The 25,305-nt window shown below is 56.6% G+C and carries 18 protein-coding genes and 1 tRNA gene; 12 read left to right on the top strand and 7 right to left on the bottom strand.

Going from position 1 to position 25,305, the window contains the following annotated elements; genetic code table 11:
* Positions 1-5 precede the first annotated feature (5 nt).
* Together ABLV76_RS07425 and ABLV76_RS07420 are read left to right on the top strand one after the other, a co-directional pair.
* Positions 6-3,140 (top strand): type I restriction endonuclease subunit R, encoded by a 3,135-nt coding sequence (locus ABLV76_RS07425; RefSeq protein WP_348878252.1) that lies wholly within the window; start codon positions 6-8, stop codon positions 3,138-3,140.
* Positions 3,141-3,178: 38 nt separating this feature from the next.
* Positions 3,179-4,255, top strand: a complete 1,077-nt coding sequence (locus ABLV76_RS07420; protein ID WP_151085343.1) for a Shedu anti-phage system protein SduA domain-containing protein — start codon at positions 3,179-3,181, stop codon at positions 4,253-4,255.
* Between the two features lie 647 nt (positions 4,256-4,902).
* On the opposite strand, the gene ABLV76_RS07415 is transcribed toward ABLV76_RS07420, so the two are convergent.
* The 3 genes from ABLV76_RS07415 to ABLV76_RS07405 form a co-directional block, all read right to left on the bottom strand.
* The gene (locus tag ABLV76_RS07415; protein WP_348878251.1) at positions 4,903-5,778 is read right to left on the bottom strand and encodes a phosphorothioated DNA-binding restriction endonuclease; all 876 of its coding nucleotides are present in this window, start codon (positions 5,776-5,778) and stop codon (positions 4,903-4,905) included.
* A 215-nt stretch (positions 5,779-5,993) separates the two neighbouring features.
* Positions 5,994-7,259, bottom strand: coding sequence for an integrase arm-type DNA-binding domain-containing protein (locus tag ABLV76_RS07410; RefSeq protein ID WP_348878250.1), 1,266 nt, complete (start codon positions 7,257-7,259; stop codon positions 5,994-5,996).
* 186 nt (positions 7,260-7,445) lie between these two features.
* Positions 7,446-7,530, bottom strand: a tRNA-Leu gene (locus ABLV76_RS07405).
* A 590-nt stretch (positions 7,531-8,120) separates the two neighbouring features.
* Between ABLV76_RS07405 and ABLV76_RS07400 the strand changes: the two genes are divergently transcribed.
* The 8 genes from ABLV76_RS07400 (at position 8,121) to ABLV76_RS07365 (ending at position 16,507) form a co-directional block, all read left to right on the top strand.
* Positions 8,121-8,801, top strand: a complete 681-nt coding sequence (locus ABLV76_RS07400) for a carbonic anhydrase (RefSeq protein WP_348878249.1) — start codon at positions 8,121-8,123, stop codon at positions 8,799-8,801.
* Positions 8,798-10,267 carry a SulP family inorganic anion transporter gene (locus ABLV76_RS07395; protein WP_348878248.1) on the top strand — a complete coding sequence of 490 codons (1,470 nt, stop codon included), beginning with the start codon at positions 8,798-8,800 and terminating at the stop codon, positions 10,265-10,267. The genes ABLV76_RS07400 and ABLV76_RS07395 overlap by 4 nt, the downstream gene beginning before the upstream one ends.
* Positions 10,268-10,378: 111 nt before the next feature.
* Positions 10,379-11,398, top strand: coding sequence for an NAD(P)-dependent alcohol dehydrogenase (locus tag ABLV76_RS07390; protein ID WP_004178400.1), 1,020 nt, complete (start codon positions 10,379-10,381; stop codon positions 11,396-11,398).
* A gap of 130 nt (positions 11,399-11,528) precedes the next feature.
* A complete protein-coding gene (locus ABLV76_RS07385; protein ID WP_004146807.1) occupies positions 11,529-12,413 on the top strand; it encodes a sugar ABC transporter permease in 885 nt (294 codons plus the stop codon).
* Positions 12,403-13,290, top strand: a complete 888-nt coding sequence (locus ABLV76_RS07380; protein ID WP_004206543.1) for an ABC transporter permease subunit — start codon at positions 12,403-12,405, stop codon at positions 13,288-13,290. Before ABLV76_RS07385 ends, ABLV76_RS07380 begins: the two co-directional genes overlap by 11 nt.
* A 10-nt stretch (positions 13,291-13,300) precedes the next feature.
* A complete protein-coding gene (locus ABLV76_RS07375) occupies positions 13,301-14,125 on the top strand; it encodes a phosphodiesterase (RefSeq protein WP_017899879.1) in 825 nt (274 codons plus the stop codon).
* Between the two features lie 5 nt (positions 14,126-14,130).
* The gene (locus ABLV76_RS07370) at positions 14,131-15,204 is read left to right on the top strand and encodes an ABC transporter ATP-binding protein (RefSeq protein WP_348878247.1); all 1,074 of its coding nucleotides are present in this window, start codon (positions 14,131-14,133) and stop codon (positions 15,202-15,204) included.
* On the top strand, positions 15,197-16,507 hold the full coding sequence (locus tag ABLV76_RS07365) for an ABC transporter substrate-binding protein (RefSeq protein WP_073901621.1): 1,311 nt from the start codon (positions 15,197-15,199) through the stop codon (positions 16,505-16,507). Before ABLV76_RS07370 ends, ABLV76_RS07365 begins: the two co-directional genes overlap by 8 nt.
* 185 nt (positions 16,508-16,692) lie before the next feature.
* On the opposite strand, the gene iolE is transcribed toward ABLV76_RS07365, so the two are convergent.
* The 4 genes from iolE to iolD are packed head-to-tail and all read right to left on the bottom strand — an operon-like array spanning position 16,693 to position 21,542.
* Positions 16,693-17,592, bottom strand: a complete 900-nt coding sequence (gene iolE, locus ABLV76_RS07360) for a myo-inosose-2 dehydratase (RefSeq protein WP_002886970.1) — start codon at positions 17,590-17,592, stop codon at positions 16,693-16,695.
* A 23-nt stretch (positions 17,593-17,615) separates the two neighbouring features.
* Entirely contained in the window at positions 17,616-18,500 is an 885-nt protein-coding gene (locus ABLV76_RS07355; protein ID WP_004152193.1) for a sugar phosphate isomerase/epimerase, read from the bottom strand.
* 41 nt (positions 18,501-18,541) lie between these two features.
* Complete coding sequence (locus ABLV76_RS07350; RefSeq protein ID WP_004186740.1) at positions 18,542-19,555, bottom strand: Gfo/Idh/MocA family oxidoreductase; 1,014 nt, start codon at positions 19,553-19,555, stop codon at positions 18,542-18,544.
* A 46-nt stretch (positions 19,556-19,601) separates the two neighbouring features.
* Positions 19,602-21,542: a 3D-(3,5/4)-trihydroxycyclohexane-1,2-dione acylhydrolase (decyclizing) gene (iolD, locus tag ABLV76_RS07345; protein ID WP_004152191.1), complete on the bottom strand. Its 1,941-nt coding sequence runs from the start codon at positions 21,540-21,542 to the stop codon at positions 19,602-19,604.
* Positions 21,543-22,047: 505 nt separating this feature from the next.
* On the opposite strand from iolD, the gene iolC reads away from it, so the two are divergent.
* On the top strand, positions 22,048-23,961 hold the full coding sequence (gene iolC, locus ABLV76_RS07340; protein WP_348878246.1) for a 5-dehydro-2-deoxygluconokinase: 1,914 nt from the start codon (positions 22,048-22,050) through the stop codon (positions 23,959-23,961).
* Positions 23,962-24,112: 151 nt separating this feature from the next.
* A complete protein-coding gene (locus ABLV76_RS07335) occupies positions 24,113-24,970 on the top strand; it encodes a MurR/RpiR family transcriptional regulator (RefSeq protein ID WP_004206536.1) in 858 nt (285 codons plus the stop codon).
* Positions 24,971-25,305: the final 335 nt, after the last annotated feature.

The raw sequence follows: 25,305 nt of genomic DNA, 5'->3' as shown, positions 1-25,305 counted from the left end.
TACCGATGCTGACTGAAGACGACTTAGAACAGCTTTGCCTGGGGTGGTTTGCCGAACAAGGCTGGGAAATTCATCACGGGCCGGATATTGCCCCTGATGGCAGTAACCCGCAACGCGCCAGCTATCATGAAGTGTTCCTGACGCCCGTGTTAACCTCTTGCCTGCAAAAAATCAACCCGCATCTGCCCGCAGACGTCTTCGAACAGGTTATATCCCGTATTACTCGTGCTGAAAGCCCGGATCTGATTGCCAGTAACAAAGCCTTCCATCACTGGCTGCTGGAAGGGGTACCGGTTCAGTACCGCCGCGACGAAGAACTTATCCACGATCACGCTCTGCTGGTGGATTTTAACCAGCCGCAAAACAACCGTTTTATGGTGGTCAATCAAATGACCATCAGCGGAACGAAACAACCTCGTCGCCCGGATATCATCTGCTTTATTAACGGGCTTCCGCTGGCGGTGGTGGAACTGAAAAGCCCCATCGACGACAACGTAGATATCTGGGATGCGTACCATCAGTTACAGACCTATAAAGACGAAATTCGCGATCTGTTTATCAGCAACGAAGCGCTGATTGTCAGCGATGGTTATCTGGCGCGTGTGGGTTCTCTGACGGCCACGGAAGAACGTTTTATGCCGTGGAAGACCATCAGCAATGAAAATGACAAGCCGTTGCTGGAATGGCAACTGGAAACTATGGTACGGGGGTTCTTTAACCGGGAACTACTGCTCGACTATATCCGTTACTTCGTTTTGTTCGAGAACAACGATGAAAGGCTGATCAAAAAAATAGCCGGTTATCACCAGTTCCATGCGGTGCGCGAGGCCGTACAGGCGACAATTGTCGCTGCTACCGGTAAGCAACTGGCCCTGCACAGCAACATTCAGCCTGGCAGTAAGAAAGCAGGTGTGGTCTGGCATACACAGGGCTCCGGTAAAAGCATCTCCATGTGTTGTTATGTCGGCAAACTGCTACAACAGCCGGAGATGGGCAACCCAACGATTGTGGTCGTAACCGATCGTAACGATCTGGATGGCCAGCTTTACGGCACATTCTGTCAGGCGCAGGAACTGCTCAAGCAAATGCCGGTACAGGCGGATGACCGCGAAACACTGCGGGAACTGCTTGCAACTCGCGATGCAGGCGGCATTATCTTCACGACCGTACAGAAGTTCTCCCCGGAAGAAGGGGAAAACGCCCATCCGGTACTCAATGGGCGCAGTAACATCGTTGTTATTTCCGATGAAGCGCACCGCAGCCAGTACGGCATGAAAGCTAATCTGGACCGGGAAACCGGCGTCTATAAATACGGTTACGCTAAACATATGCGCGACGCGCTGCCTAACGCCTCGTTTCTCGGGTTTACCGGAACACCGGTTTCAGCAGAGGATCGCGATACCCGTGCTGTATTTGGTGATTACGTCTCGATTTATGATATTCAGGATGCAGTGGACGATGGCGCAACGGTGCCTATTCACTACGAATCCCGGCTCGCGAAACTCGATCTCAATCATGAAGAACTGGCGGCGCTCTCCGATCAGGTTGATGAACTGATTGAAGATGATGAGTTGGAGCTGCGTGAAAAAACCAAAGGTGAATGGAGCCGTCTGGAGAAACTGGTTGGTGCTAAACCTCGTCTCCAGCAGGTTGCCGCTGATCTGATTTCCCACTTTGAGAAGCGCAATACCGTAATGGACGGCAAGGCGATGATTGTCGCGATGAGCCGAGAAATCTGCGTCCATCTTTACGATGAAATTATCGCGCTACGCCCGGAGTGGCACAATGACGATCCTGAAAAAGGACAAATCAAAATCGTGATGACCGGTACAGCGTCCGATAAGGCAATGCTGCAACCGCATATCTACAACAAGCGAACTAAAAAACGACTAGAGTCACGCTTCAAGAATGTGAACGATCCGCTGAAGCTGGTGATTGTGCGCGATATGTGGCTGACCGGCTTCGACGCCCCCTGCTGTCACACTATGTATATTGACAAGCCAATGCGCGGACATAACCTGATGCAGGCCATTGCCCGCGTCAATCGGGTATTTAAAGATAAACCCGGCGGGCTGGTGGTTGATTACATCGGAATCGCCAATGAACTGAAACTGGCGCTGAAAACCTATACCGATGCAAACGGTAAAGGCGATGCGACCATTAATGCCGAAGAAGCGCTGGCAATCATGCAGGAAAAGCTGGACATCATCCACGGTATGTTTGCCAAAACAGCAACGTCAGCGGGTTTTGACTACACCGGCTTTGAAGCTCACGCACAAAAGCTGTTGGTGCCTGTTGCAAACTACGTGCTCGGCCTTGAAGACGGTAAGAAGCGTTTTCTTGATAACGTACTGGCAATTACTAAAGCCTGGTCGCTTTGCTGTACGCTGGATGCGGCGCAGTCTTATAAACTGGAGATTGCTTTCTTGTCTGCGGTGAAGGCCGCGATCAGCAAATTCACCAGTGTGGACAAAAAAATAAGCCAGGCCGAGAAGAACTCCGCGCTGAAACAGATTCTTGATAATGCCGTAATTGCAAACGGCGTGGATGATATTTTCACGCTAGCCGGGCTGGATAAGCCCAATATTGGCTTACTTTCTGATGAGTTTTTGCAGGAAGTCCACGATATGCCATATCGCAACCTGGCGGTAGAGTTGCTGGAAAAACTGATTAATGATGGTATCCAGTCCCGCACTAAAAATAACGTAGTGCAGGAGAAGAAGTATTCTGAACGTCTTCAGGACGTGCTGATTAAATACAACAACCGGGCTATTGAGACGGCGCAGGTGATTGAAGAGCTTATACAGATGGCGAAGGACTTTCAGTCCGCAATGGCGCGTGATGATGCACTTGGCCTGAATCCTGACGAGATCGCCTTCTACGACGCACTGGCTGAAAACGAAAGCGCCGTCCGAGAGTTAGGGGATGAGGTACTTAAGAAGCTGGCGATAGAAGTGACACTAAAGCTACGGCAATCTACAACCGTAGACTGGCAGGTACGGGAAAGCGTTCGCGCAAGGTTGCGTATCCTGGTTCGACAGACTCTGCGTCGGTATAAATATCCGCCGGATAAAACAGCGGGTGCGGTGGAGTTAATTTTAAAACAAGCGGAAGTTATTTCGAATCATTGGACTATGTGAAGCAATTTACATATAAACTAATGGCATAAGGGAATATAATGAAAGTAAGTGATTTTATTTTTCAATTTAAACCTAATAATTATTCACATGAAGAGGCCTTATGTAGAGTAAGGATATTCTTACATGGGAATACTCAATTTTCACTATTAACAGATCTAGGTGATAAAAGCGGACCAACTAGTGTGACAAATTCTGTAGAATATATCCGCGAGCAACTAATTAATGATGGCTTTATTTACAATGACACTGTAATTATTGAACATTATGAAGAAGGATTTTCTGGCTACGGCACTTTTGATATTGTAACATTTAACCATAATAATTATCCTCACTGGGAAAAAACGACACTCAAAAAAATGCAGTTAATGCTTGATTGTTCTCTCGAAGAATTATTAGATAGTACATTAAAAAACAAAAGGCTCTTTCAAAAGATAGAATATCTTCATCAACAACTTTATCCTTACACCAAAAAGACTTATGTTGAAGATAGCAATACCATCACGAAAAGATTACAAATAAAAGAGCATTCTATATCAAAAAAAGAAATTTCTGATTTTATTGAAACAAACCCAACCGAACGTGAAATAGCTGATTTTATAAAAAAAGATTTATCGTTTTTCGCTAGTTTTTATGCTAATCCCAAAGAAGAGTATATTGTTTTATCAGAATTAAAAATTGCTAATGGTTTCGTTGATTATGTCATCTTTTCCGGTCGATCACGAATGGATGTTACTCTCATAGAAATCAAAGGTGCTAATTTTAATCTTATGAACCAATCTGGATACGGTAATCTGTCACAAAAAACAAATGAGGCGATACAACAGGTTAGAGAGCGAATTAGTGTAATATATAGAGGAGATTATGAAAAATATAGAAACTACTTTCATGAGATAAGAGAACAGGTCGAAACTGGTTCTGGCTTCTCAAACGCATTACTTGGACCAAAAGGAAATTTAAGTGTTGACCCTGATAAAGATATAAATATCAGAAGTGTTGTTATTGCTGGTCGTTCTAATAATGATCTCGAAGAAAGTAAACAACGACATAATGTTGAAATTACATCCAGTCCACCGATCAGATTAGAAAGCTGGGATAGTTTAATAAATAAATTTTAAGATAATGCTTTACATATTTAGCTTAAAAAATAAAACTTGATAAAAGAGAGGAAATATCCCCACCTTTTATCAAGTTTTAGAAAAAACCACAACCTTCATTTTACAGAATCCAAACATTTTGAGTGCGTTATTTAAAATAGTCTTATCTTATACATCCTTTTCTGGCATCTTCAGCCGAATAACTATACATTTCAACCCATTGGGCTGATAGTCAATAAATTTTCACATCTGAAAATAGTTAATGCTTTCCTGCTTGTTTGCATCATCTATAATCCACGAACTCCCATACACCTACCTAAAACACGGAATCCTCCAATTCACTTGAATTATTACAGAAAAATAAAAAAGTAGGTATTTTTAAACTGCTCGCTTCACATATTTGATTGCTTCTGCTATATCAGGCCCACCTTGTTGTCCATAGACAAACTCTTTTATGACACTTTATCTTTTAACAAACTAATAATTCCATCAGGATCAAACCTTAAAACATCTTCTTTTGGATTTATCAATAAGTATCATTTCGCAATTCAAATCTTCTTTATCTACATTTATAATTATCACACAGAAAATCTCACTGTTATTCCTTGAATTCAAGGATACTTCCTAAAATCACAACAATAAACTTCAGTTTTGTCGAGGGCGTCTTATTAGCTTCCGCTTCTAAACACCTCTTCCCTATGCCATTCCACAAACCGCTCGCCCGGATAATTTTCTTTAATCGGTGGCAACGCAATCGCCTTTCCCGCAAAATCCCAGAACAGCCGCTGTACCACCCCACCACCATTTACCGCGCCGGAAACCATCACACGCATATTTTCATCCAAACCAATCGAACCACGATCAAACGCTTTATGATGGATTGCACACAATGACAGGCCATTAGGTACTTCACAAGGGCCATGATGCTGCTTCCATCTGATATGGGCGGCTTCCAGAGCAATCGGCGCATTGTCGTGGCGCATGTTGAAGCCGCAGATCGCGCACTGATAATTGTAAGCACGTAGCACCATCTGACGGAACTTCGGATCGCGTTGACGGAGAGAGGTGCGAATATCAAAACCCATCTCATCAGCGAGGTCTTCCTGAATACTGGCCGGAAAATGCGCCTCCAGGAGCTGCTGCGCGAGCGTATCAATTAACCTGTGATTTTTTGCCACCAACGCAAAATTATCGGCATCAAATCCACCCGCGACATTATATTCGATGAGTTCACGTCGGGGCGGCTGGCGGCTACCATTGGTTGAGCACCGTTCCGCATTTTGTAGTTCCCAGAAGCCATCGCCCTTCAGACGCCAGAATGGCATGTCCGGGCGCTGGTCACGACGCTGCGGTCCATAACGTTCCAGAAGATCCAACAGGGGCTCGTAGATTTCAGAACTATAGTTAAACAGGCGCTCATGACCATGCCGATAGTGTGAGAGGACATGCAGCAGCAATAATGGCTTATGTGGCGCACGCTGTTCGCCTTTGCTCCAAATGGTGATATTTGATATCGCTTGCCTTAGGGTTTTGTCAGAGGTCATTACGTTGAAGAATCCATGAGCACATATTTGCGATGATGCTCGCAACTTTATGTACATTCAAGGCATTATTGCAGACATCCTTTTTGTCTGGCTACTCTGTACCTGGCAGATGGAATTCTGATAACAACGGTAAAAAATACAGCGACCAACCAGTCCTAAGCGGGCTGGTTGGTCATTTTAATTTAAACATCAACCGAGAAACAAAGGCATTCAACTCACTCGCCATTACCCCGGTTGATCTTCGCATAGTCAAACGGCGTAATCACTCTCTCCCGATTGGCATCCAGGAAATCAGCCCACCATTGCAACATCAGCTTGCGCTCATCCAGATGTTCCGCTTTATGGATATACGCCGCCCTCACCGAATTGCGTTCCATATGGCTCATCTGCCTTTCCACCGCATCCTTCGACCATAGTCCTGACTCAATTAACGAACTACAGGCCATTGTACGGAAGCCGTGGCCGCAAACCTCAACCTTAGTGTCATATCCCATCACCCGTAGCGCACTGTTTACGGTGTTTTCACTCATTGGTTTACGTGGATCATGATCGCAAATGAAGATCAGCTCATGTTCGCCACAGAACTGTTTTATCTGCTTCAGGATCGCCAGCGCCTGCTTTGAAAGCGGCACCAGATGCGGTGTACGCATCTTTGAACCTCGCTGAGAATGTTTCACATCAGGAATAGGATCTCGCTCAGGCGGGATGGTCCACATTGACGTTTCAAAATCGATTTCTGACCAGCGAGCAAAACGCAGCTCACTGGACCGAATAAAGATAAGCAGAGTGAGTTCTGTCGCCCAGCGGGTTAGCGGCCTGCCGGTATAGCTATCTATTTTCTCAAGCAACTCAGGGATGCGCTTTAATTCCAGCGCCGGACGATGTTGTCGATTACCGGAAGCAACCGCCCCAGCCATCTCTTGTGCCGGGTTATAATCAATTAACCCACTTTGCACTGCATAACGCATGATGGCCGTAGTGCGCTGTTGAAGACGAGCAGCAACCTCAAGACGTCCAGACATCTCTACGGCTTTAATGGGCGCTAATAAATCGCGCGTTTTTAACTCAGTGATATTACGTTCACCAAGCGCTGCAAAGAGATTATCTTCCAGACTTTTTAGCACACGATGGGCGTGATCTTCAGACCACTTTTTATTGGTGCCATGCCACTCGAGCGCTACCTCTTTAAAGGTTCGTGCTTTACTCTGTTCAACCTTATCATTTTTCTTTTTGTCTCCCGGATCGACGCCATTCGCTAGTAGCTTACGCGCTTCGTCACGACGTGCTCTGGCATCCGCCAGTGTGATTTCAGGGTAAACCCCAAGTGCCAACATCTTTTGCTTGCCGTCATAACGGTACTGCAAACGCCAGTACTTAGAACCATTTGGATGGACAAGAAGGTGCATACCGCTGCCATCGGTCAGCTTATATTGCTTATCCGTTGGCTTGGCTGTTCTGACTTTGATATCTGTTAGAGCCATGCTTATCCCCTCCCTGTTGGTACAAGCATTATCGAACCGGAAATACCATCATCTATACCAACATCTGTTGGTAGATGTACGTTGATGTCGGTTGACCTTGAGAGAGTTAATATAGCGGGAAAGGTAGATAAATACTGGATTTTAGACATAAAAAAAGACCTCAGTTGAGGTCCATTTACATGCTTTTGGTGCCGAAGGCCGGACTCGAACCGGCACGTATTTCTACGGTTGATTTTGAATCAACTGCGTCTACCGATTTCGCCACTTCGGCACTGAAGGGGATGCGGAAACGTTCTGGATTATACCTGTCGGCGGCGGTCATGCAAGCGACAGCGTGCCGTCATTGCGCTAAGTGTTGAAAAAAACAGCGCTATCCTGCGCGGCGTCACCTTTTGCTGCCGTTCCATAGCGCGACTGCCACCAGCCCCCTCCTCTCACCCTCCCGCAAATCCAACTCCACCTGCCAGCCGTTCCCCCTTCTCCCCCAGCACTCCCAAATCCCACTCAAATTCATCTCAAATTATTCTCACATCACTCTCGCCCGCATCCCCATCACAATCCATCTCTCCCCAAACAAATCCACTCACCAATCGCCAAATATCCCCCTAATCCCACCCACCATCATTCCTATATATTCCAGAAAGTTTTAGCCAATACCTTTTTGTTATTCATCCGCTCCGCAGTCAAATATCAATTTCATCAATATTTTTATAACTTTACATTAATGAAAAGTTTTCTTTTTGCCGTTTATTCCAGGATTTTCCTCAGGCGTGAAGGGTTCCGGTAAACACTATTTTTACTAGTCGCTGTACGAGTCTTGATGGACATATTCACTCGATGAATTAACTCAGGAGAATACTTGTGACGACGTTAAAACCTTTGCTGGCCCGCAACCGCAGCTGGGCGCTGCAGAAGTGTCAGCATGACCCGGACTATTTCGAAAAATGGGTCGACGGGCAGCGGCCCCACTCGCTGTGGATCGGCTGCTCCGACAGCCGCGTTCCCGCCGAGGTGCTCACCGGCAGCCAGCCCGGCGAGCTCTTTGTCCACCGCAATATCGCCAACATGCTCGATCCCGCCGACGACAACGTCATGAGCGTCCTGCAGTATGCCCTCCACTACCTTGAGGTGGAGCGGGTGGTGCTCTGCGGCCACTACGGCTGCGGCGGCGTGCAGGCGGCGCTTTCCCTGCCCACCCTGCCGCTGGCGCAGGAGTCCTCGGCGCTGGCTCGCCGCATCGGCCAGCTGCGCCACACCGTGCATCAAGAAATTGCGCAGATCGCCGATGGGTGTGTTGTTGCGGCCTCCCCCGGCGCCAGTGCCAGCGCCAGTTCCGACGCGGAGCCCTCTCGCCGTGCCCTTGACGCCCTGGTGGAAGCCAACGTTCGCGCCCAGTTCGCCCGTCTGCTGGAGAGTGAGCCGGTGCAGACGGTGCTCGCCAGCGGGCGGCCGCTCAGCCTGCACGGCTGCGTCTACGATCTGGCTTCCGGCCATTTAACCACCCTCGTCGAACACCTCTCACCGCAGGAGCACGCCCCATGAACACGCTTCGTCAGGACTCTCTCGCCGGCATCGTCGTCTTCCTTGTCGCCCTGCCGCTGTGCCTCGGCATCGCCCAGGCCAGCGGCTTACCGCCCTTCGTTGGCCTGCTGACCGGCATCATCGGCGGCCTGGTCGTCACCGCCCTCAGCCCCTCCCGCTTCGCCGTCAGCGGCCCCGCCGCCGGACTGGTCACCATCGTCGTCGCCGCCATTGAATCCCTGGGTTCCTTCTCCCTCTTCCTGATGGCGCTGGTGCTGGCCGGCGCGCTGCAGCTGCTGTTCGGCATTCTGCGGGCCGGGCGCTTTATCTCGCTGGTTCCCGCCAGCGTCATCAAAGGCATGCTGGCGGCGATCGGCATCCTGCTGATTATGCAGCAGATCCCCGTCGCGCTCGGCACGGCGGAAGAGACCGGGCTTGCCGATGTGGTTCAGGGCAATGCCGCTTTCTCCGTCACTGCGATTGCCGTCGCCGCGGGCGGCCTGCTGGTGCTTTGGCTGTGGGGCTCGCCGCTTATCCGCCGGGTGAAGAGCCTGCGCTGGATCCCCGGGCCGCTGATCGCCGTCCTGCTCGGCTGCGTGACCACCCTGCTGCTGACCCATTTTGCGCCGCAGCAGCTGGCCGCCCTGCCGCGTATTACCCTGCCGGCGTTCGGCAGCCTCGGCGAGCTGCTGGACGAGCTGGAGTCTCCGGCGTGGAGCGCGTGGCGCAATCCGTCGGTGTGGGTGGTGGCGGTGACCCTGGCGCTGGTCGCCAGCCTCGAAACCCTGCTCAGCCAGGAGGCGCTGAAAAAGCTGCGCCCGCAAAATCCGCCGCCTTCGCCGAACCGTGAAATGGTCGCCCAGGGCGTGGGCAATCTGCTCTCCGGCGTTCTGGGGGCGATGCCGATCACCGCGGTGATCGTCCGCAGCTCGGTGAACGTCAGCAACGGCGCGCAGAGCAAACTGTCGATCTTTATCCATGGCGTGCTGCTGTTGATCTGCGGCCTGTGGTTCAGCGGCCTGCTGACCTTAATCCCGCTCGCCAGCCTCGCCGCCGTGCTGCTGTATACCGGCTATAAGCTGGCGACGCCGCGGCTGTTCATCGAGCAGTTCCGCCAGGGGGCGGCGCAGTACGTCCCGTTCCTCGCCACCATCGGCGGGATTATCGCCTTCGGCATGCTGGCGGGGATCGGGATTGGTCTTGCCACCCAGATGGCGTTCAGCCTCTGGCGCAGCCATCGCCACTCGCTGCAGCTGGCGCGCTACGATGACCACTACGTGCTGCGCATCCAGCAGAATCTGACCTTTATGCACAATCCGCATCTGCTGGCCCTGCTGGCGAAAATTCCGGAAAAGAGCGTGGTGATCGTCGAGCACGACAGCGTCGGCTATCTCGACCCGGACGTGCGGGCGGTGCTGGATGATTTTGCCGAGAGCGCCCCGCAGCGCGGCATCCGCCTTAATCAGTGGCCGCTCGCCAGCCGCTGACCTTAACGGGCGGCTGGTCCGCCCGCTTCGCGACCCCTCCGATTGCCAAGCGCCGTGGAATACCATGCTCTACACTTTCTGGGTTATCACGCCAACCCCAAGGAAATAAACATGAGCATCATTAAAAGCTACGCCGCCAAAGAAGCGGGCGCCGATCTGTCGCTGTGGGAGTACGATGCCGGCGAGCTGCAGCCGGAAGATGTCGAAGTTGAGGTGGAATACTGCGGGATCTGCCATTCGGACCTGTCGATGATCGACAACGAATGGGGGATGTCGAGCTACCCGCTGGTGGCCGGTCACGAGGTGATTGGCCGGGTGGCGGCGCTGGGCAGCGCGGCGCAGGATAAAGGGCTGAAGATTGGCCAGAAGGTCGGCATCGGCTGGACGGCGCGCAGCTGCGGCCATTGCGACGCCTGCATCAGCGGCAACCAGATCAACTGTCTGGAAGGTTCGGTGCCGACCATTCTCAACCGCGGCGGCTTCGCCAATAAGCTGCGCGCCGACTGGCAGTGGGTGATCCCCCTGCCGGAGAGCATCGATCTGGCGTCCGCCGGCCCGATGCTGTGCGGCGGCATCACCGTCTTTAAACCGCTGCTGACCCACCATGTCACCGCCACCAGCCGCGTCGGGGTGATCGGCATCGGTGGCCTCGGCCATATCGCCATTAAGCTGCTGCGGGCGATGGGCGCGGAAGTAACCGCCTTCAGCTCCAACCCGGCCAAAGAGCAGGAAGTGCTGGCGATGGGCGCCGATCGCGTGGTCAACAGCCGCGATCCCGAAGCCTTAAAAGCGCTGGCCGGCCAGTTTGACCTGATCATCAACACCGTGGCGGTGGACCTCGACTGGCAGCCGTACTTCGAAGCCCTGGCTTACGGCGGCAACTTCCATACCGTCGGCGCGGTGATGAAGCCGTTCCCGGTGCCGGCCTTTACCCTTATCGGCGGCGACCGCAGCATCTCCGGCTCGGCGACCGGCAACCCGTCCGAACTGCGCACGCTGATGAAGTTCGCCGGGCGCAGCAAAGTGGCCCCGACCACCGAGCTGTTCCCGATGTCACAAATTAACGAAGCGCTGAAGCACGTTCGCGAAGGCAAAGCCCGCTACCGCGCGGTGCTGAAAGCCGACTTCTGATGGTTCTCTCCCGCCGGGCGGCCCGCTCGCCCGGCGTTTTCCCCGTCGCTTCATCAAACCGTCATCTCCCCGCCATGCCTCTGTAGTCATTGCTTCCCACAATCCGGGCTTCGATAAATGGCTGAACGAGATGCGCGTCACCATGAGAAAGACCTGGCTTCCCTGGCTGATCCTGTCGCCTTCCCTGCTGTTTTTACTGCTGTTTACCTGGTTCCCGCTGGGGCGTTCGGTGTATGACAGCCTGTTTGATACCCGCATGGCCAGCGACGGCGCACAGTACGTCGGGCTGGATAACTTCGCCCGCCTGTTTGCCGATAACGTCTTCTGGCAGTCGCTGGGCAATAACCTGCTCTATATCCTGCTGACGGTAGTGCCCGGGGTGACCCTCGCCCTGCTGCTGGCGGTGGCGCTGAGCGAGAACCATCGCGTCAACCGCTGGCTGCGCACCGCCTTCTTCTTCCCGATGATTATCCCGATGGTCAGCGCCGCCGCACTGTGGCTGTTTATCTTTATGCCCGGCCTCGGCCTGCTCGATCACTATCTGGCGAAGCTGTTCGGGCCGATGAACAACAACTGGCTGGGGCGCAGCAACAGCGCGCTGCTGGCCCTGGCGCTGATCGGCGTGTGGAAGTTCGCCGGCTATTACATGCTGTTTTTCCTCGCCGGGCTGCAGAGCATTCCGGCCTCGACGCGGGAAGCGGCGCTGATGGAAGGGGCTACCCGCACGCAGGTCTTTTTTAAGGTCACGCTACCGCTGCTGCGCCCGACCCTGAGCTTTGTGATCACCACCGCGCTGATCTACTCCATCACCCAGATCGACCACGTGGCGGTGATGACCCGCGGCGGGCCGGACAACGCCACCACCGTGCTGCTCTATTACATTCAGAATCTCGCCTGGGATACCCACGACCTTGGCAAAGCCTCCGCCGCCACCTTCCTGACCCTGGCCGGGCTGTTCGCCTTCTCGCTGATTAACCTGAAACTGCTGGAGAAAGGAGCCCACTATGAGCGCTGACATCTCGCCGCTGCTGGTCCGCACACCCGCCGCTGCGCGTCCGCTGTGGCTGCGCCTGCGCCGCTCGTCGCCCTTTACGCTTACAGTATTAATGTGCTGCCTGGCGCTGCTGTGGATCAGCCCGTTTATCTGGATGCTGGCCACCTCGTTCAGCGCCACCACCTTCGGGGAAGACATGGCCTCGCTGCTGCCGCGCCTGCCGCTAACCCTCGATAACTTCCGCGACGCCTGGAACAGCGCCGACTGGCTGAGCCTGTACGCCAACACCCTTATCTTCACCTTCGGCACCTTCTGCGTGCAGCTGTTGACCATCACCACCGCCGGGTACGTCTTCGCCTGCCACGAGTTTCGCGGCAAGCAGACGCTGTTTCTCCTGTTCCTGGTGCAGCTGATGATCATGCCGGTGGTGATGATGGTGCCGAACATGCTGACCCTGAAAACCTTCGGCCTGCTCAACACCCTCACCGGGGTGATGATGCCCTATTTCACCTCGGCGTTCGGCGTGTTCCTGATGCGTCAGGCGTTCCTCGCCATCCCGAAAGAGCTGGAGGAGGCGGCGCTGATGGAGGGCTGCCGCTGGTGGCAGGTGCTGTTCCGCGTGCTGCTGCCGATGTCCTGGCCGTCGGTGCTGGCCTTCGCCACCGTCAGCATTACCTACCACTGGAACGAGTACCTGTGGCCGCTGATGATGCTCAACGATCCCGATAAGCAGGTGCTGACCGTCGGGCTGGTCTCCTTCGCCATGGGCGCCGAATCCGGCGGCCAGTGGGGCACCATCGGCGCCGGGACGCTGATGGTCTGTCTGCCGCTGATGCTGGCGTTCATTCTTTTTCAGAAACAGTTCCTGCGGAGCTTCGGCTTCTCCGGGATCAAATAAGGAGTGATTCATGCTGTTAGCGCACATTTCCGATACCCATTTCCGCAGCCGCGGCGAGAAGCTGTACGGCTTTATCGACGTCAACGCCGCCAACGCCGACGTGGTCTCGCAGCTTAACGCGCTGCGCGAGCGCCCGGACGCGGTGGTGGTGAGCGGGGATATCGTCAACTGCGGCCGCCCGGAGGAGTATCAGATGGCCCGCCAGATCCTCGGCAGTCTGAACTATCCGCTGTATCTGATCCCCGGCAACCACGACGACAAAGCCCATTTTCTGGAGCATCTTCACCCGCTGTGCCCGCAGCTGGGCAACGATCCGCAAAATATGCGCTATGCGGTGGATGACTTCGCCACCCGCCTGCTGTTTATCGATTCCAGCCGCGCCGGCACCTCGAAGGGCTGGCTGACCGACGAGACCATCGGCTGGCTGGAAGCCCAGCTGTTCGAGGGCGGCGACAAACCGGCGACCATCTTTATGCACCACCCGCCTCTGCCGCTGGGCAATGCGCAGATGGACCCGATCGCCTGCGAAAACGGCCACCGTCTGCTGGCGCTGGTGGAGCGTTTCCCGTCGCTGACGCGCATCTTCTGCGGCCATAACCACAGCCTGACCATGACCCAGTATCGCCAGGCGCTGATCTCCACTATCCCTGGTACCGTCCATCAGGTGCCGTACTGCCACGAAGACACCCGGCCCTATTACGACCTCTCCCCGGCTTCATGCCTGATGCACCGCCAGGTCGGCGAGCAGTGGGTGAGCTACCAGCACTCGCTGGCCCACTACGCCGGCCCCTGGCTGTACGACGAAAACATCAGTTGCCCAACGGAAGAGCGCTAACCGCCATGCTCAGTCTGCAAAACATCAGTAAACGTTTCGACGGCAAACCGGCGCTCAGCGCCCTGTCGCTGGATATTCACGAAGGTGAATTCGTGGTGCTGGTCGGCCCGTCGGGCTGCGGGAAAAGCACCCTGCTGCGCCTGCTCGCCGGCCTGGAGCCGGTCAGCGAAGGCCAAATCTGGCTGCATGATGAGAACATCACCGCCGCCACGCCGCGCGAGCGCAACTTCGCGATGATCTTCCAGAACTATGCCCTGTTTCCGCATCTGTCGGTGCGCGACAACATCACCTTCGGCATGAAAGTGCGCAAGGAAGAGAAAAGCAGCTGGCAGCCACGGGTGGATAAAGTGGCGCAGATGCTGCAGCTGGAGGCGCTGCTCGACCGCAAACCGGCGAAGCTCTCCGGCGGCCAGCGCCAGCGGGTGGCGATGGCCCGGGCGATCGTGCGCAATCCGCGGCTGTTCCTGATGGACGAGCCGCTCTCCAACCTCGACGCCCGCCTGCGCAGCGAAGTGCGCGACAGCATTATGGCCCTCCACCAGCAGCTGAAAACCAGCACGATCTATGTGACCCACGATCAGACCGAGGCGATGTCGATGGCCGACCGCATCGTGGTGATGAACGGCGGCCAAGTACAGCAGGTCGGGCGCCCGGAGTATCTGTACGCCAACCCGGCCAACCTGTTCGTCGCCGGGTTTATCGGTTCGCCGGCGATGAACCTGCTGTCGCTGCCCTGCGCCAATGGTGAAGTACTGTTGGGAGAACAGCGCTATCCGCTGCCGCCGCGCCACCGGGATCAGACCCGCGTCTGGCTGGGCGTTCGCCCGGAACATATTACCGACCGCGTGGAGGAGGGCCATCTGCGCCTCCCGGCCACCGTTCTGCAACGAGAACTGATGGGAGCCGACTACCTGCTCCACGTCAGCACTCCGATCGGCACCCTGCGCTTTAGCCGCCGCCACCGCGGCACGGTGCCGGAGAAAGGCGAGTCGCTACTGGTCGGCTTCTCGCCTGCCGATGTGCATCTTTTTCATGCTGAGACCCAGCATAATTTACTGATGGAGTGTAATCATGTTTAAACCTCTTACGGTAGTCGCGGTTGGCCTCAGTCTTGCCCTGAGCGGCGCGGCGCTGGCAAAAGAGAAAATAGACTTCATGTTCCCGGCGCCGGTGGACGGCAAGCTGACCATGGAGATGACCCGCGTCATTAAGCAATTCAACGACTCGCAGCAGGATGTCGAAGTGCGCGGCATCTTCACTGGCAACTACGACACCACCAAGATCAAAGCCGAATCGGCGCAGAAGGCCGGCCAGCCGCCGGCGCTGGTGATCATGTCCGCCAACTTCACCACCGATCTGGCGCTGAAGGATGAGATCCTGCCGATGGACGAGCTGTTTAAATATGGCGATCAAAAGGCTGGCGATTTTCTGCAAAAGGAATTCTGGCCCGCGATGCATAAGAACGCCCAGGTGATGGGCACCACCTATGCGATCCCGTTCCATAACTCGACGCCGATCCTCTACTACAACAAGACGATGTTCGATCGGGCCGGGATCAAACAGCCGCCGCAGACCTGGGCCGAGCTGCTGGCTGATGCCAAAAAGCTGACCGACGAGAGCAAAGGCCAGTGGGGGATCATGCTGCCGTCGACCAACGACGACTACGGCGGCTGGATCTTCTCGGCGCTGGTACGCGCCAACGGCGGGAAATACTTTAACGAAGACTATCCTGGCGAGGTCTATTACAACTCGCCGACCGCCATCGGCGCCCTGCGCTTCTGGCAGGATCTGATCTACAAGGACAAGGTGATGCCGTCCGGGGTGCTGAACTCGAAGCAGATCAGCGCTGCTTTCTTCTCCGGCAAGCTCGGGATGGCGATGCTCAGCACCGGCGCGCTGGGCTTTATGCGCGAAAATAGCAAAGATTTTGAGCTTGGGGTGGCGATGCTGCCGGCCAAAGAGCAGCGCGCGGTGCCGATCGGCGGCGCCAGCCTGGTGAGCTTTAAAGGCATCAGCGATGCGCAGAAGAAAGCGGCGTATCAGTTCCTGACCTATCTGGTGAGCCCCGACGTGAACGGCGCGTGGAGCCGCTTTACCGGCTACTTCTCGCCGCGCAAGGCGTCATACGATACGCCAGAGATGAAGGCCTATCTGCAGCAGGATCCGCGGGCGGCGATCGCCCTTGAGCAGCTGAAGTACGCCCATCCGTGGTACTCCACCTGGGAGACCGTTGCGGTACGTAAGGCGATGGAGAACCAGCTGGCGGCGGTGGTTAACGATGCCAAAGTGACGCCGGAAGCGGCGGTGCAGGCGGCGCAGAAGGAAGCCGACGCGCTGATGAAACCTTATGTGGATAAGACCGCGCTGGCGGAAGTGAAGTGACGCTTTACCCGTCATCGTCACCCTCACCCTGGCCCTCTGCCTGAGGGAGAGGGGACGGTACGGCGCTGTGGTTAAGCCCTGGGCCCGGGAGAGGGAACTGTCCGGCGCCGTGGTTGAGCCCTGGGTCCGGTTGAGAAAGGAAAAAAGCAGGCCATACCCGGTATGGCCTGAAAATGTCACAACGATTAGATCCCTGCCGTTTCGCGAATATATTTGCGCGCTTTGACGGCGTATTCGAAAGGATTGGCCAGGGCAGGATCCTGCTCGGCTTCCACCACCATCCAGCCTTTATAGCCAAAGTCGTCCAGCAGCTTGAACACCGGACGGAAATCGATCACCCCGTCGCCCGGGACGGTGAAGGTGCCTTTTTTCACGCCGTCGAGGAACGACAGGCCGTCGCGGCGCACCTGGTCGATCACCGGCGGACGGACGTCTTTCAGGTGAACGTGGTTGATGCGCGGCAGATACTTTTTGAGGATCGCCAGCATCGGCGCTTCGCCGCCTTCGGAATACCAGGCGTGGCCGGTGTCGAACAGCAGGAAGACGCGCTCGTCCACCAGCGACATAAACTTGTCGATTTCCGCAGTGGTCTGGATGCCGGTGCCCATGTGGTGGTGCAGACAGACCTGCATCCCCTTCTCCGCCGCCAGGCGACCGAGGGTGTTATAGCCTTCCGCTACCCGCTGCCACTCTTCGTCGCTGAAGCACGGCTTCGCATCGCCGAGGATCGGTTTATCCAGCCCCTGGATGCTGCCGCTCTGCTCGGAGCAGCCAATCACTTTCGCGCCCATCGCATGCAGGAAGTTCATGTGATTGACGAATTCATCAATGGTTTTTTCCCGCTGGCCGTTGGCGAAAAAGGTGCTGAACCAGGCGTTGCAGATCTGAATGCCGCGGATGTCCAGCATCGGCTTGAGGACCGCCGGGTCGCGCGGATATTTGCTGCCGACTTCGCTGCCGGTAAAGCCGGCCAGCGCCATTTCGCTGACGATCTGCTGGAAGGTGTTTTCGCTGCCGAGCTCCGGCATATCATCGTTAGTCCAGCCGATCGGGGCGATAGCCAGTTTGACGTTATCTTTGTTCATAGTAGGGCTCCTGCCGCTGCGCCTTAGCGGCGCAGCAATTCACGTTCAATGAGTTCACGGGTTTCCACTGCCTGGTATTTCATTTTTTCCGGGTAGCCAAACAGCGAGGTGGCGACAATCGGCTCCCCGCCGACCTTGAAGGTCTGCTCGGCGAATTTCATTTCGCGCAAGGTGCGGAACAGCGCGTCGAAATCCACATCCCCTTCCCCGACGCCTACGTGCTGGTGCACCACGGCATCCACGCCCGGCGGGTTAACGATATAGCGGCAATGTTTCGTATGATTGCGGGTATCCGCAATCAGGACATGGGAGAGATCGCTCCCGGCATAGCGCAGCATGCTCGCCACGTCGCCGACGCCTTTGTCGTAGAAAAAGGTGTGCGGCACGCTGTAGACGTACTTCACGTTATCGCTGCGGAACGACTTCACAATATCGACGGTTTCATTGTTCTCTTCGCAGAAATCCCAGGGATGCGCCTGGATCTCCACGCGGATGCCTTCCCGCTCAAAAATCGGCAACAGCTCTTCCATCGAGCGATAGAACATTTCATCGCAGATCTCAGGCTGATTCGGATCGCCGGAGAACTCGGTGTTGATCACCTGAACGCCCATCTCCACCGCAATTTCCACCAGCCGTTTCCAGTTTTTCACCGCTGCCTGACGGCGCAGTTCGTCCGGGCCAGACCAGCGGTAGACACAGATAAACGACGACAGCTCAAGGCCGGTATCGCGCAGCGCCTGCTTGTACTCCGCCATGATCTCCCGGCTGGCGCGCGGGTGCTTGTAGAACGGGTTAATCTGCGGGTGCGGCGACTGTTCAATGTACTTGTAGCCCCACTCCGCTACCTGATGGACCATGCGGGTGATCCCGAGGTCCTTAATCACATCCACATCAAAGGCAATTTTCATCGTCGTTACCTGTGCAAAGAAATTCCGTCAGCAAAACGTGCTTAACGTTTATAGAATGCCGGGCACTCAGGCAGCGTCACTTCAACCGGCTCGCTGGTTCCCTGCGCTTTAATGCAGGCGTCCGCCGCCACCGACGCCGCGTAGCCGTCCCAGGCCGACGGGCCGTGCAGCTGGCCGGCTTTGACGTCGTTGATAAAGGCCTGCAGCTCGACGTCGTAGGCTTTGATAAAGCGGTCTTTCCAGTCGGTGAGAATGGCGGTCGACAGGCTGGCGGACTTGCGCATCTGGACGGCAGACGGCTCCGGCAGACGGGCAATCCCGGTCTCGCCGACCACTTCGCACTGGATGTCATACCCGTACTGGCAGTTCACGAACACTTCGACGTCGATCAGGGTGCCTTTTTTGGTTTCAAAGGAGACGATCTGCGGATCTTTCAGGCGCGCATGGGTGTGCGAGGTGGAGCGCGGGAAGCGCACCTGCACGGAACGGTAGTCATCGTTCAGCAGCCAGCGCAGCACGTCCAGCTCGTGGATCAGGGTGTTGGTGATCGCCATATCGGTGGTGTAGTTCTCGCCGACCGACTGGTTGCGGTGGGCGCAGCGCAGCATCAGCGGCGCGCCGATATCGCCATCGTCGATCACTTTTTTCAGCGCCAGATAGCCTTCGTCGTACGGGCGCATAAAACCTACCTGCACCAGGCGACGGCCGGCCTTCATTTCAGCATCGACGATGCGGCGGCAGCCTTCCGCGGTCATCGCCAGCGGTTTTTCGCAGAACACCGGCTTACCGGCGGCGATGGCGGCCAGGGTGTACTCTTCGTGGGTCGGGTCCCAGGAGGTGACCAGGATGGCGTCGACATCGCTGGCGTTAATCACGTCGTGGCCGTCGGCGTAGACTTCCGCCTGCACGCCCGGCAGCGCGACCGCCGCACGGGCGTTGTCGGCATTGATATCAGACACCGCCACAACGGTGGCGCCCTGCAGAACCTGGGTGCAGCGACGGATGTGTTCTTTACCGATAGCGCCAGCGCCGATGACACCTAATTTGAGCGACATAATGGTTTTCTCCGTAAGTCTGTAGGATTCAGAGTGGATGTTCGTTTTAGTAATCACGCGCCTGGGCGCGCTTTTCATTAATCATTTGCGCAACTTTGCGGATCCGCTCAGAGAGCGCCGTCTGGGCGACGCCAACGTTCCACCAGCTGCCGTATTTGTGCACCATGGTCTTCGGCAGCACTTTAATATCAATCAGGGTGCTGACCGTTTCGCGACGGGCGGCGTCCAGCGCGTGGCGCAGTTCGTCCAGGGTGGTGACGCGCCAGGTTTTGCAACCGTAGCCGGCGGCGATGGTGGCGAAGTCCACCGGCACCAGGCCGCCCTGCAGCTGGCCGGTTTCCGGCTGGCGGTAGCGGAACTCGGTGCCGAAGCTGTCCATCCCGTGCTCCATCTGCAGGTTGTTGATGCAGCCGTTGGCCATGTTGTCGAACAGCACGACGTTGATCTTCGCCCGCTCCTGCAGAGAGGTGACCAGTTCAGAGTGAAGCATCATGAACGAGCCATCGCCGACCAGGGAGTAGACTTCGCTCTGCGGCTGCGCCAGCTTTACGCCCAGTGCGGCGTTGACCTCATATCCCATGCAGGAGTAGCCGTACTCCACGTGGTAGGTGTTTTCCGCGCGGTTGCGCCAGACGCGCTGCAGATCGCCGGGCAGGCTGCCCGCCGCCGCGACGATCACCGCCTCGGCCGGCAGCGTTTCATTCAGTACCCCAAGGACGCTGCTCTGGGTCAGGGTGGAGTCGGTGATCTGGCGGAATTCGCGATACACTGATTCGCGATCGAGATGATCGTCGATCTCCGGGACAAAGGATTTCTCCTGCCACACCGCCTGGTAGACGCGCTGGGTCTCTTTTAACTGACGGCTCTGCACGCTCTCGATCTGCGCGCCCCAGCCGGCCTGCCAGCCGCTGTCCGCCAGCGCCGCGTCGAGGGCGGTCATCGCTTCCCGGGCGTCCGCCAGCATGGCAATGCCGTCCAGCTTCCAGGCGTCGAAGTTGCTGACGTTAATATTCAGGAAACGCACCTCCGGGTGCTGGAAAATCCATTTCGAGGCGGTGGTAAAATCGCTGAAGCGGGTGCCGACGCCGATCACCAGGTCGGCCTCTTTCGCCAGCAGGTTCGCCGCCAGACAGCCCGTCTCGCCGACGCCGCCGACGTTCAGGGGGTGAGAAGAGACCACCGTCCCCTTCCCGGCCTGGGTTTCGGCGAAGGGCACCCCGTAGCGCTCGGCGAAACGGGACAGCGCTTCGCCCGCGCCGGAGTATTTCACCCCACCGCCGCAGACGATCAGCGGTTTACGGCTGGCTTTGATGGCCGCCACGGCGTCCGCCAGCTGCGCGGCGCTGGCCGGGCGGCGGTCAAGACGGTGCACCCGGCGCGCAAAGAAGGATTCCGGGTAGTCCCAGGCTTCGCCCTGCACGTCCTGCGGCAGGCACAGCGTCACCGCGCCGGTTTCCGCCGGGTCGGTCAGGACGCGCATGGCGTTGATGCAGGCGCTCATCAGCTGTTCCGGGCGGGTAATGCGGTCCCAGTATTTGCTGACTGCGCGGAAAGCGTCATTGGTGCTGATGCTGAGATCGTAGCTCTGTTCAATCTGCTGGAGCACCGGGTCCGGCTGGCGGGTGGCGAAGACATCGCCCGGCAGCAGCAGCAGCGGAATGCGGTTGGCGCTGGCGGTGCCGGCGGCGGTGATCATGTTGGCCGCCCCCGGACCGATGGAGGAGGTGCAGGCGATAATCTGCCGGCGCAAGGCCTGGCGGGCAAAACCGGTGGCCGCGTGGGCCATCCCCTGCTCGTTGCGCCCCTGATAGACGCGCATGTCGCCGCTGTCCTGCTCCAGCGCCTGCCCCAGCCCCAGGACGTTGCCATGGCCGAATATCGCGAAAATGCCTTTCACGAACTTCAGCTCTACGCCATCCACTTCCAGGTACTGGTTATCGAGGAACTTCACCAGCGCCTGCGCCGTTGTCAGTCTCAGTTTGCCCATGATGCACAATCCTTATTGTTCAGTATTTGTGTGTGGCGTCGCGCCGATGCCGCCGGGGCCGTCGTTCACGTCACTGGAATACCTGTGGATTATAGGCAAACATTTTTTTCATTAAATACAAATACAGAAGAAATATTTCATTTTGCGAGAAGGATCAAACTCTCTACCCATTTCATACGTTTCACTTACATTCCTGACACGTTTTCGGGCCCTTTTTTGCCGCAGCACACGGCAATATCCCCTTAAAAATCATAGGTAAATGGATGTCGTGTGGCGTTTCATTTCCTCCCGGGTCAACAGTGGGGACGATCCGCGCTCACGCGAGGCTCAATGCGGCAGAGTGGTAGATCCCTCACACTTTTGGTTTTTTAATTTCGAACGAGTTTGCAAATGAAATATTTATTTCTCAAACTAAGGGTAACCAATAACCCTCAGGCTGTTCACGGAGTCGACGTCGGGATCCCGACCCTTCCAGGCAGCAGACACCAAAAAGGAAATCCTAGCTATGAATGCAGCAGTAAAGCGGCTCGACGTCATCTGTATAGGTCGGGTGGCCGTCGACCTCTATGCCCAGCAGATCGGTTCGCGGCTAGAAGACGTTGCCAGTTTCTCGAAATATCTGGGCGGCTCCTCCGGCAACGTGGCCTTTGGCACCGCGATTCAGGGGCTGAAATCGGCCATGCTGGCGCGCGTTGGCGATGAACACAACGGCCGTTTCCTGCGTGAAACGCTCAACCGCGCCGGGGTGGATACTGAGTATCTGATTACCGACAAATCCCGCCTGACCGCGCTGGTGATGCTGGGGATCAAGGATCAGGAGACTTTCCCTCTGATTTTCTACCGCGATAACTGCGCCGATATGGCCTTAACGCCTGACGACATCAGCGAGGAGTATATTGCCTCCTCCCGGGCGCTGGCGGTGACCGGCACCCATCTGTCGCACGCCAACACCCGCGCCGCGGTGCTGAAGGCGCTGGAGTACGCCCGCCGTCACGGCCTGCGTACCGCGCTGGATATCGATTACCGTCCGGTGCTGTGGGGACTCACCTCGCTCGGCGATGGCGAAACCCGTTTCATTGAGTCCGGGCCGGTCACCAGCCAGCTGCAGGAAGTGCTGCATCTGTTCGATTTGGTGGTGGGAACCGAAGAAGAGTTTCATATTGCCGGGGGCAGCACCGATACCCTGACCGCGCTCAAAAATGTGCGCCATGCCACCAAAGCCACCCTCGTCTGCAAGCGCGGGCCGATGGGCTGCGTGGTGCTGGAAGGCGACATCCCGGACAGCTGGGACCAGGTGCCGCTGCAGCAGGGCGTGCGCGTGGAGGTGCTCAACGTGCTGGGCGCCGGAGATGCCTTTATGTCTGGCCTGCTGCGCGGCTGGCTTAACGACGAGGGCTGGGAGCAGGCTTGCCGTTATGCCAATGCCTGCGGGGCGCTGGTGGTCTCCCGCCACGGCTGTGCGCCGGCGATGCCGACCAAAGTCGAACTCGATGACTATCTGCAGCGCGCCGAATCGGTGCCGCGCCCGGACGTCGACGAGCGCCTCAACCACCTGCACCGGGTGACCAGCCGCCGCCAGCAGTGGCCGGAGCTGTGCATTTTCGCCTTCGACCATCGCAAACAGCTGGCCGATCTGGCGCGGGGGGCCGGGCGCGATGAAGCCTGCATTCCGCAGCTCAAGCTGCTGTTGTTGGCCGCGGCCGAAGCGGCGGCGCAGGAGGCGGGCCTTGACCAGCGCAGCGGTATTCTGGCCGACGGCACCTACGGCCAGCGTGCGCTGAACGCCATTACCGGCAAGGGCTGGTGGATCGGGCGCCCTATCGAACTGCCCAGCTCGCGACCGCTGCGTCTGGAGCATGGCAACATCGGCTCGCAGCTGATCGACTGGCCGCTGGAGCATGTCGTCAAATGTCTGGTTTTCTATCACCCGGATGACCCGGCGGCGCTGCGTGCAGAGCAGGACGCCCTGCTGCTCGAGGTGTGGCAGGCCTGTAACAAGTCAGGCCATGAATTGCTGCTGGAGGTGATCCTGCCGGAAAATGGCCCGGACAAAGACGAGCGCCATTACCACACCATGCTGGAACACTTCTATCAGCTGGGGATCAAGCCGGACTGGTGGAAGCTGCCGCCGCTCTCCAGCGCCAGCTGGCAGCAGATCACCGCCCTTATCGAGCGCGAAGATCCGTGGAGCCGCGGGATCCTGATCCTCGGCCTCGACGCGCCTTCCGACAAACTGCGCGCCGGTTTCACCGAAGCGGCCGCACACCCGATGATCAAAGGTTTCGCCGTCGGGCGCACCATCTTTGGCCAGCCGTCTCGGCGCTGGATGCAGGGTGAGCTCAGCGATGAGGCGCTGATAGAGGAAGTGAAACGCAACTACCTGACGCTTATTGGCTACTGGCGCGAAGCCCGCCGCTGATCCCCCGACGCCCGTCTCCGTCACCTTGCGGAGCGGGCGTTTTTCTGTTTCTTCGTGAAATGAATCGCGTATTTCGTCGCAATAAATGAAAAATTCGCTTCATTTGGTACACTGGAAGCCATATTCCTTCCATTTTCTCAGAGCGCACTCTATGGCCAATAACCCAACACAGCTGACCATCCTGCAGGATGAAATCAGGCGTCGCTACGATACGTTAAGCAAACGCCTGAAACAGGTCGCCCGCTATATCCTTGATAACAGCAATAGCGTGGCTTTCGATACAGTGGCCTCCATTGCGCAACAGGCGGACGTTCCCCCTTCCACGTTGATTCGTTTTGCCAACGCCTTCGGCTTCAGCGGCTTTAACGAAATGAAACAGATGTTCAAGCAGCATTTGATGGAAGAGACCGCCAACTATACCGAGCGCGCCCGTCTGTTCCGCCAGACCACCAGCGATGAGTCCAGCCCGCCGGAAACGCCGACGGAAATCCTTAATATGTTCACGATGGTGAACAACCAGGCGCTGCAGCAGCTGGCGATGCAGACCTCCAGCGATGAGCTGGAGCGCGCGGTGGCCCTGCTGGGCGAGGCGGAAAATATCTACGTCATTGGCCTGCGCCGGTCGTTCAGCGTCGCCTCCTATCTGACCTATGCGCTGCGCCACCTCGATCGCAAAGCCTTTCTGATCGACGGCCTCGGCGGCATGTTCACCGAGCAGCTGAGTCTGGTCGGCCCGAAAGACGTGGTGGTAGCGGTGAGCTTCTCGCCGTACGCCCGGGAAGTGGTCGAGCTGGTGGAGCTGGGCGCGCAGCGCAAAGCGCGGCAGATCGCCATTACCGACAGCCAGGTCAGCCCGCTGGCGGCCTTCAGCGATGTCTGCTTTGTGGTGCGGGAAGCGCAGGTGGATGGCTTCCGCTCGCAGGTTGCTTCGCTGTGCCTGGCCCAGACGCTGGCGGTCTCGCTGGCGCTGAACAGCAGTCAGGAGTCTGAGGCCAAGCAGAAGGCGTGAGACAGACCGCCTGGCGTCGGTTGCCTGGCGGAGTGGCATAAGCCTGCGGGAGGATCCCGTAGGCCGGATAAGGCGAAGCCGCCATCCGGCACAAAGGCAGGTATGGCGCCGGAGGTGTCCTGCCCGGCGGCGCTGCGCTTGCCGGGCCTGGGGTATGTGCGCCTGCGGGTCGCCGTAGAGACTGTTATCGGTTTGCAACTTTCCCGGCCAGACAATGCGTTTATCACGTGTAACTTCAGCGAAATTTGCGCTCCCGGTTAATCGTCTGCGTTATGCCTGGCATGGCGCAGGGAGCGCACAGGGGGCGGCCAGTCGCCGCCGCCCCCTGTACCCCC

Source organism: Klebsiella sp. GB_Kp047 (assembly GCF_040065235.1).
Classification (GTDB): Bacteria; Pseudomonadota; Gammaproteobacteria; order Enterobacterales; family Enterobacteriaceae; genus Klebsiella; species Klebsiella quasipneumoniae.
This window is presented reverse-complemented; position numbering and strand designations above follow the sequence as displayed.

Excerpts from the sequence above, each read along its gene's own strand:
- ABLV76_RS07375 (WP_017899879.1), top strand. The coding sequence starts at position 13,301 with ATGCTGTTAGCGCACATTTCCGATACCCATTTCCGCAGCCGCGGCGAG.
- ABLV76_RS07385 (WP_004146807.1), top strand. The coding sequence starts at position 11,529 with ATGCGCGTCACCATGAGAAAGACCTGGCTTCCCTGGCTGATCCTGTCG.
- ABLV76_RS07365 (WP_073901621.1), top strand. The coding sequence starts at position 15,197 with ATGTTTAAACCTCTTACGGTAGTCGCGGTTGGCCTCAGTCTTGCCCTG.
- ABLV76_RS07380 (WP_004206543.1), top strand. The coding sequence starts at position 12,403 with ATGAGCGCTGACATCTCGCCGCTGCTGGTCCGCACACCCGCCGCTGCG.
- ABLV76_RS07370 (WP_348878247.1), top strand. The coding sequence starts at position 14,131 with ATGCTCAGTCTGCAAAACATCAGTAAACGTTTCGACGGCAAACCGGCG.
- ABLV76_RS07410 (WP_348878250.1), bottom strand. The coding sequence starts at position 7,259 with ATGGCTCTAACAGATATCAAAGTCAGAACAGCCAAGCCAACGGATAAG.
- ABLV76_RS07355 (WP_004152193.1), bottom strand. The coding sequence starts at position 18,500 with ATGAAAATTGCCTTTGATGTGGATGTGATTAAGGACCTCGGGATCACC.
- iolC (WP_348878246.1), top strand. The coding sequence starts at position 22,048 with ATGAATGCAGCAGTAAAGCGGCTCGACGTCATCTGTATAGGTCGGGTG.
- ABLV76_RS07425 (WP_348878252.1), top strand. The coding sequence starts at position 6 with ATGCTGACTGAAGACGACTTAGAACAGCTTTGCCTGGGGTGGTTTGCC.
- ABLV76_RS07350 (WP_004186740.1), bottom strand. The coding sequence starts at position 19,555 with ATGTCGCTCAAATTAGGTGTCATCGGCGCTGGCGCTATCGGTAAAGAA.
- iolE (WP_002886970.1), bottom strand. The coding sequence starts at position 17,592 with ATGAACAAAGATAACGTCAAACTGGCTATCGCCCCGATCGGCTGGACT.
- ABLV76_RS07420 (WP_151085343.1), top strand. The coding sequence starts at position 3,179 with ATGAAAGTAAGTGATTTTATTTTTCAATTTAAACCTAATAATTATTCA.
- ABLV76_RS07395 (WP_348878248.1), top strand. The coding sequence starts at position 8,798 with ATGAACACGCTTCGTCAGGACTCTCTCGCCGGCATCGTCGTCTTCCTT.
- iolD (WP_004152191.1), bottom strand. The coding sequence starts at position 21,542 with ATGGGCAAACTGAGACTGACAACGGCGCAGGCGCTGGTGAAGTTCCTC.
- ABLV76_RS07335 (WP_004206536.1), top strand. The coding sequence starts at position 24,113 with ATGGCCAATAACCCAACACAGCTGACCATCCTGCAGGATGAAATCAGG.
- ABLV76_RS07390 (WP_004178400.1), top strand. The coding sequence starts at position 10,379 with ATGAGCATCATTAAAAGCTACGCCGCCAAAGAAGCGGGCGCCGATCTG.
- ABLV76_RS07415 (WP_348878251.1), bottom strand. The coding sequence starts at position 5,778 with ATGACCTCTGACAAAACCCTAAGGCAAGCGATATCAAATATCACCATT.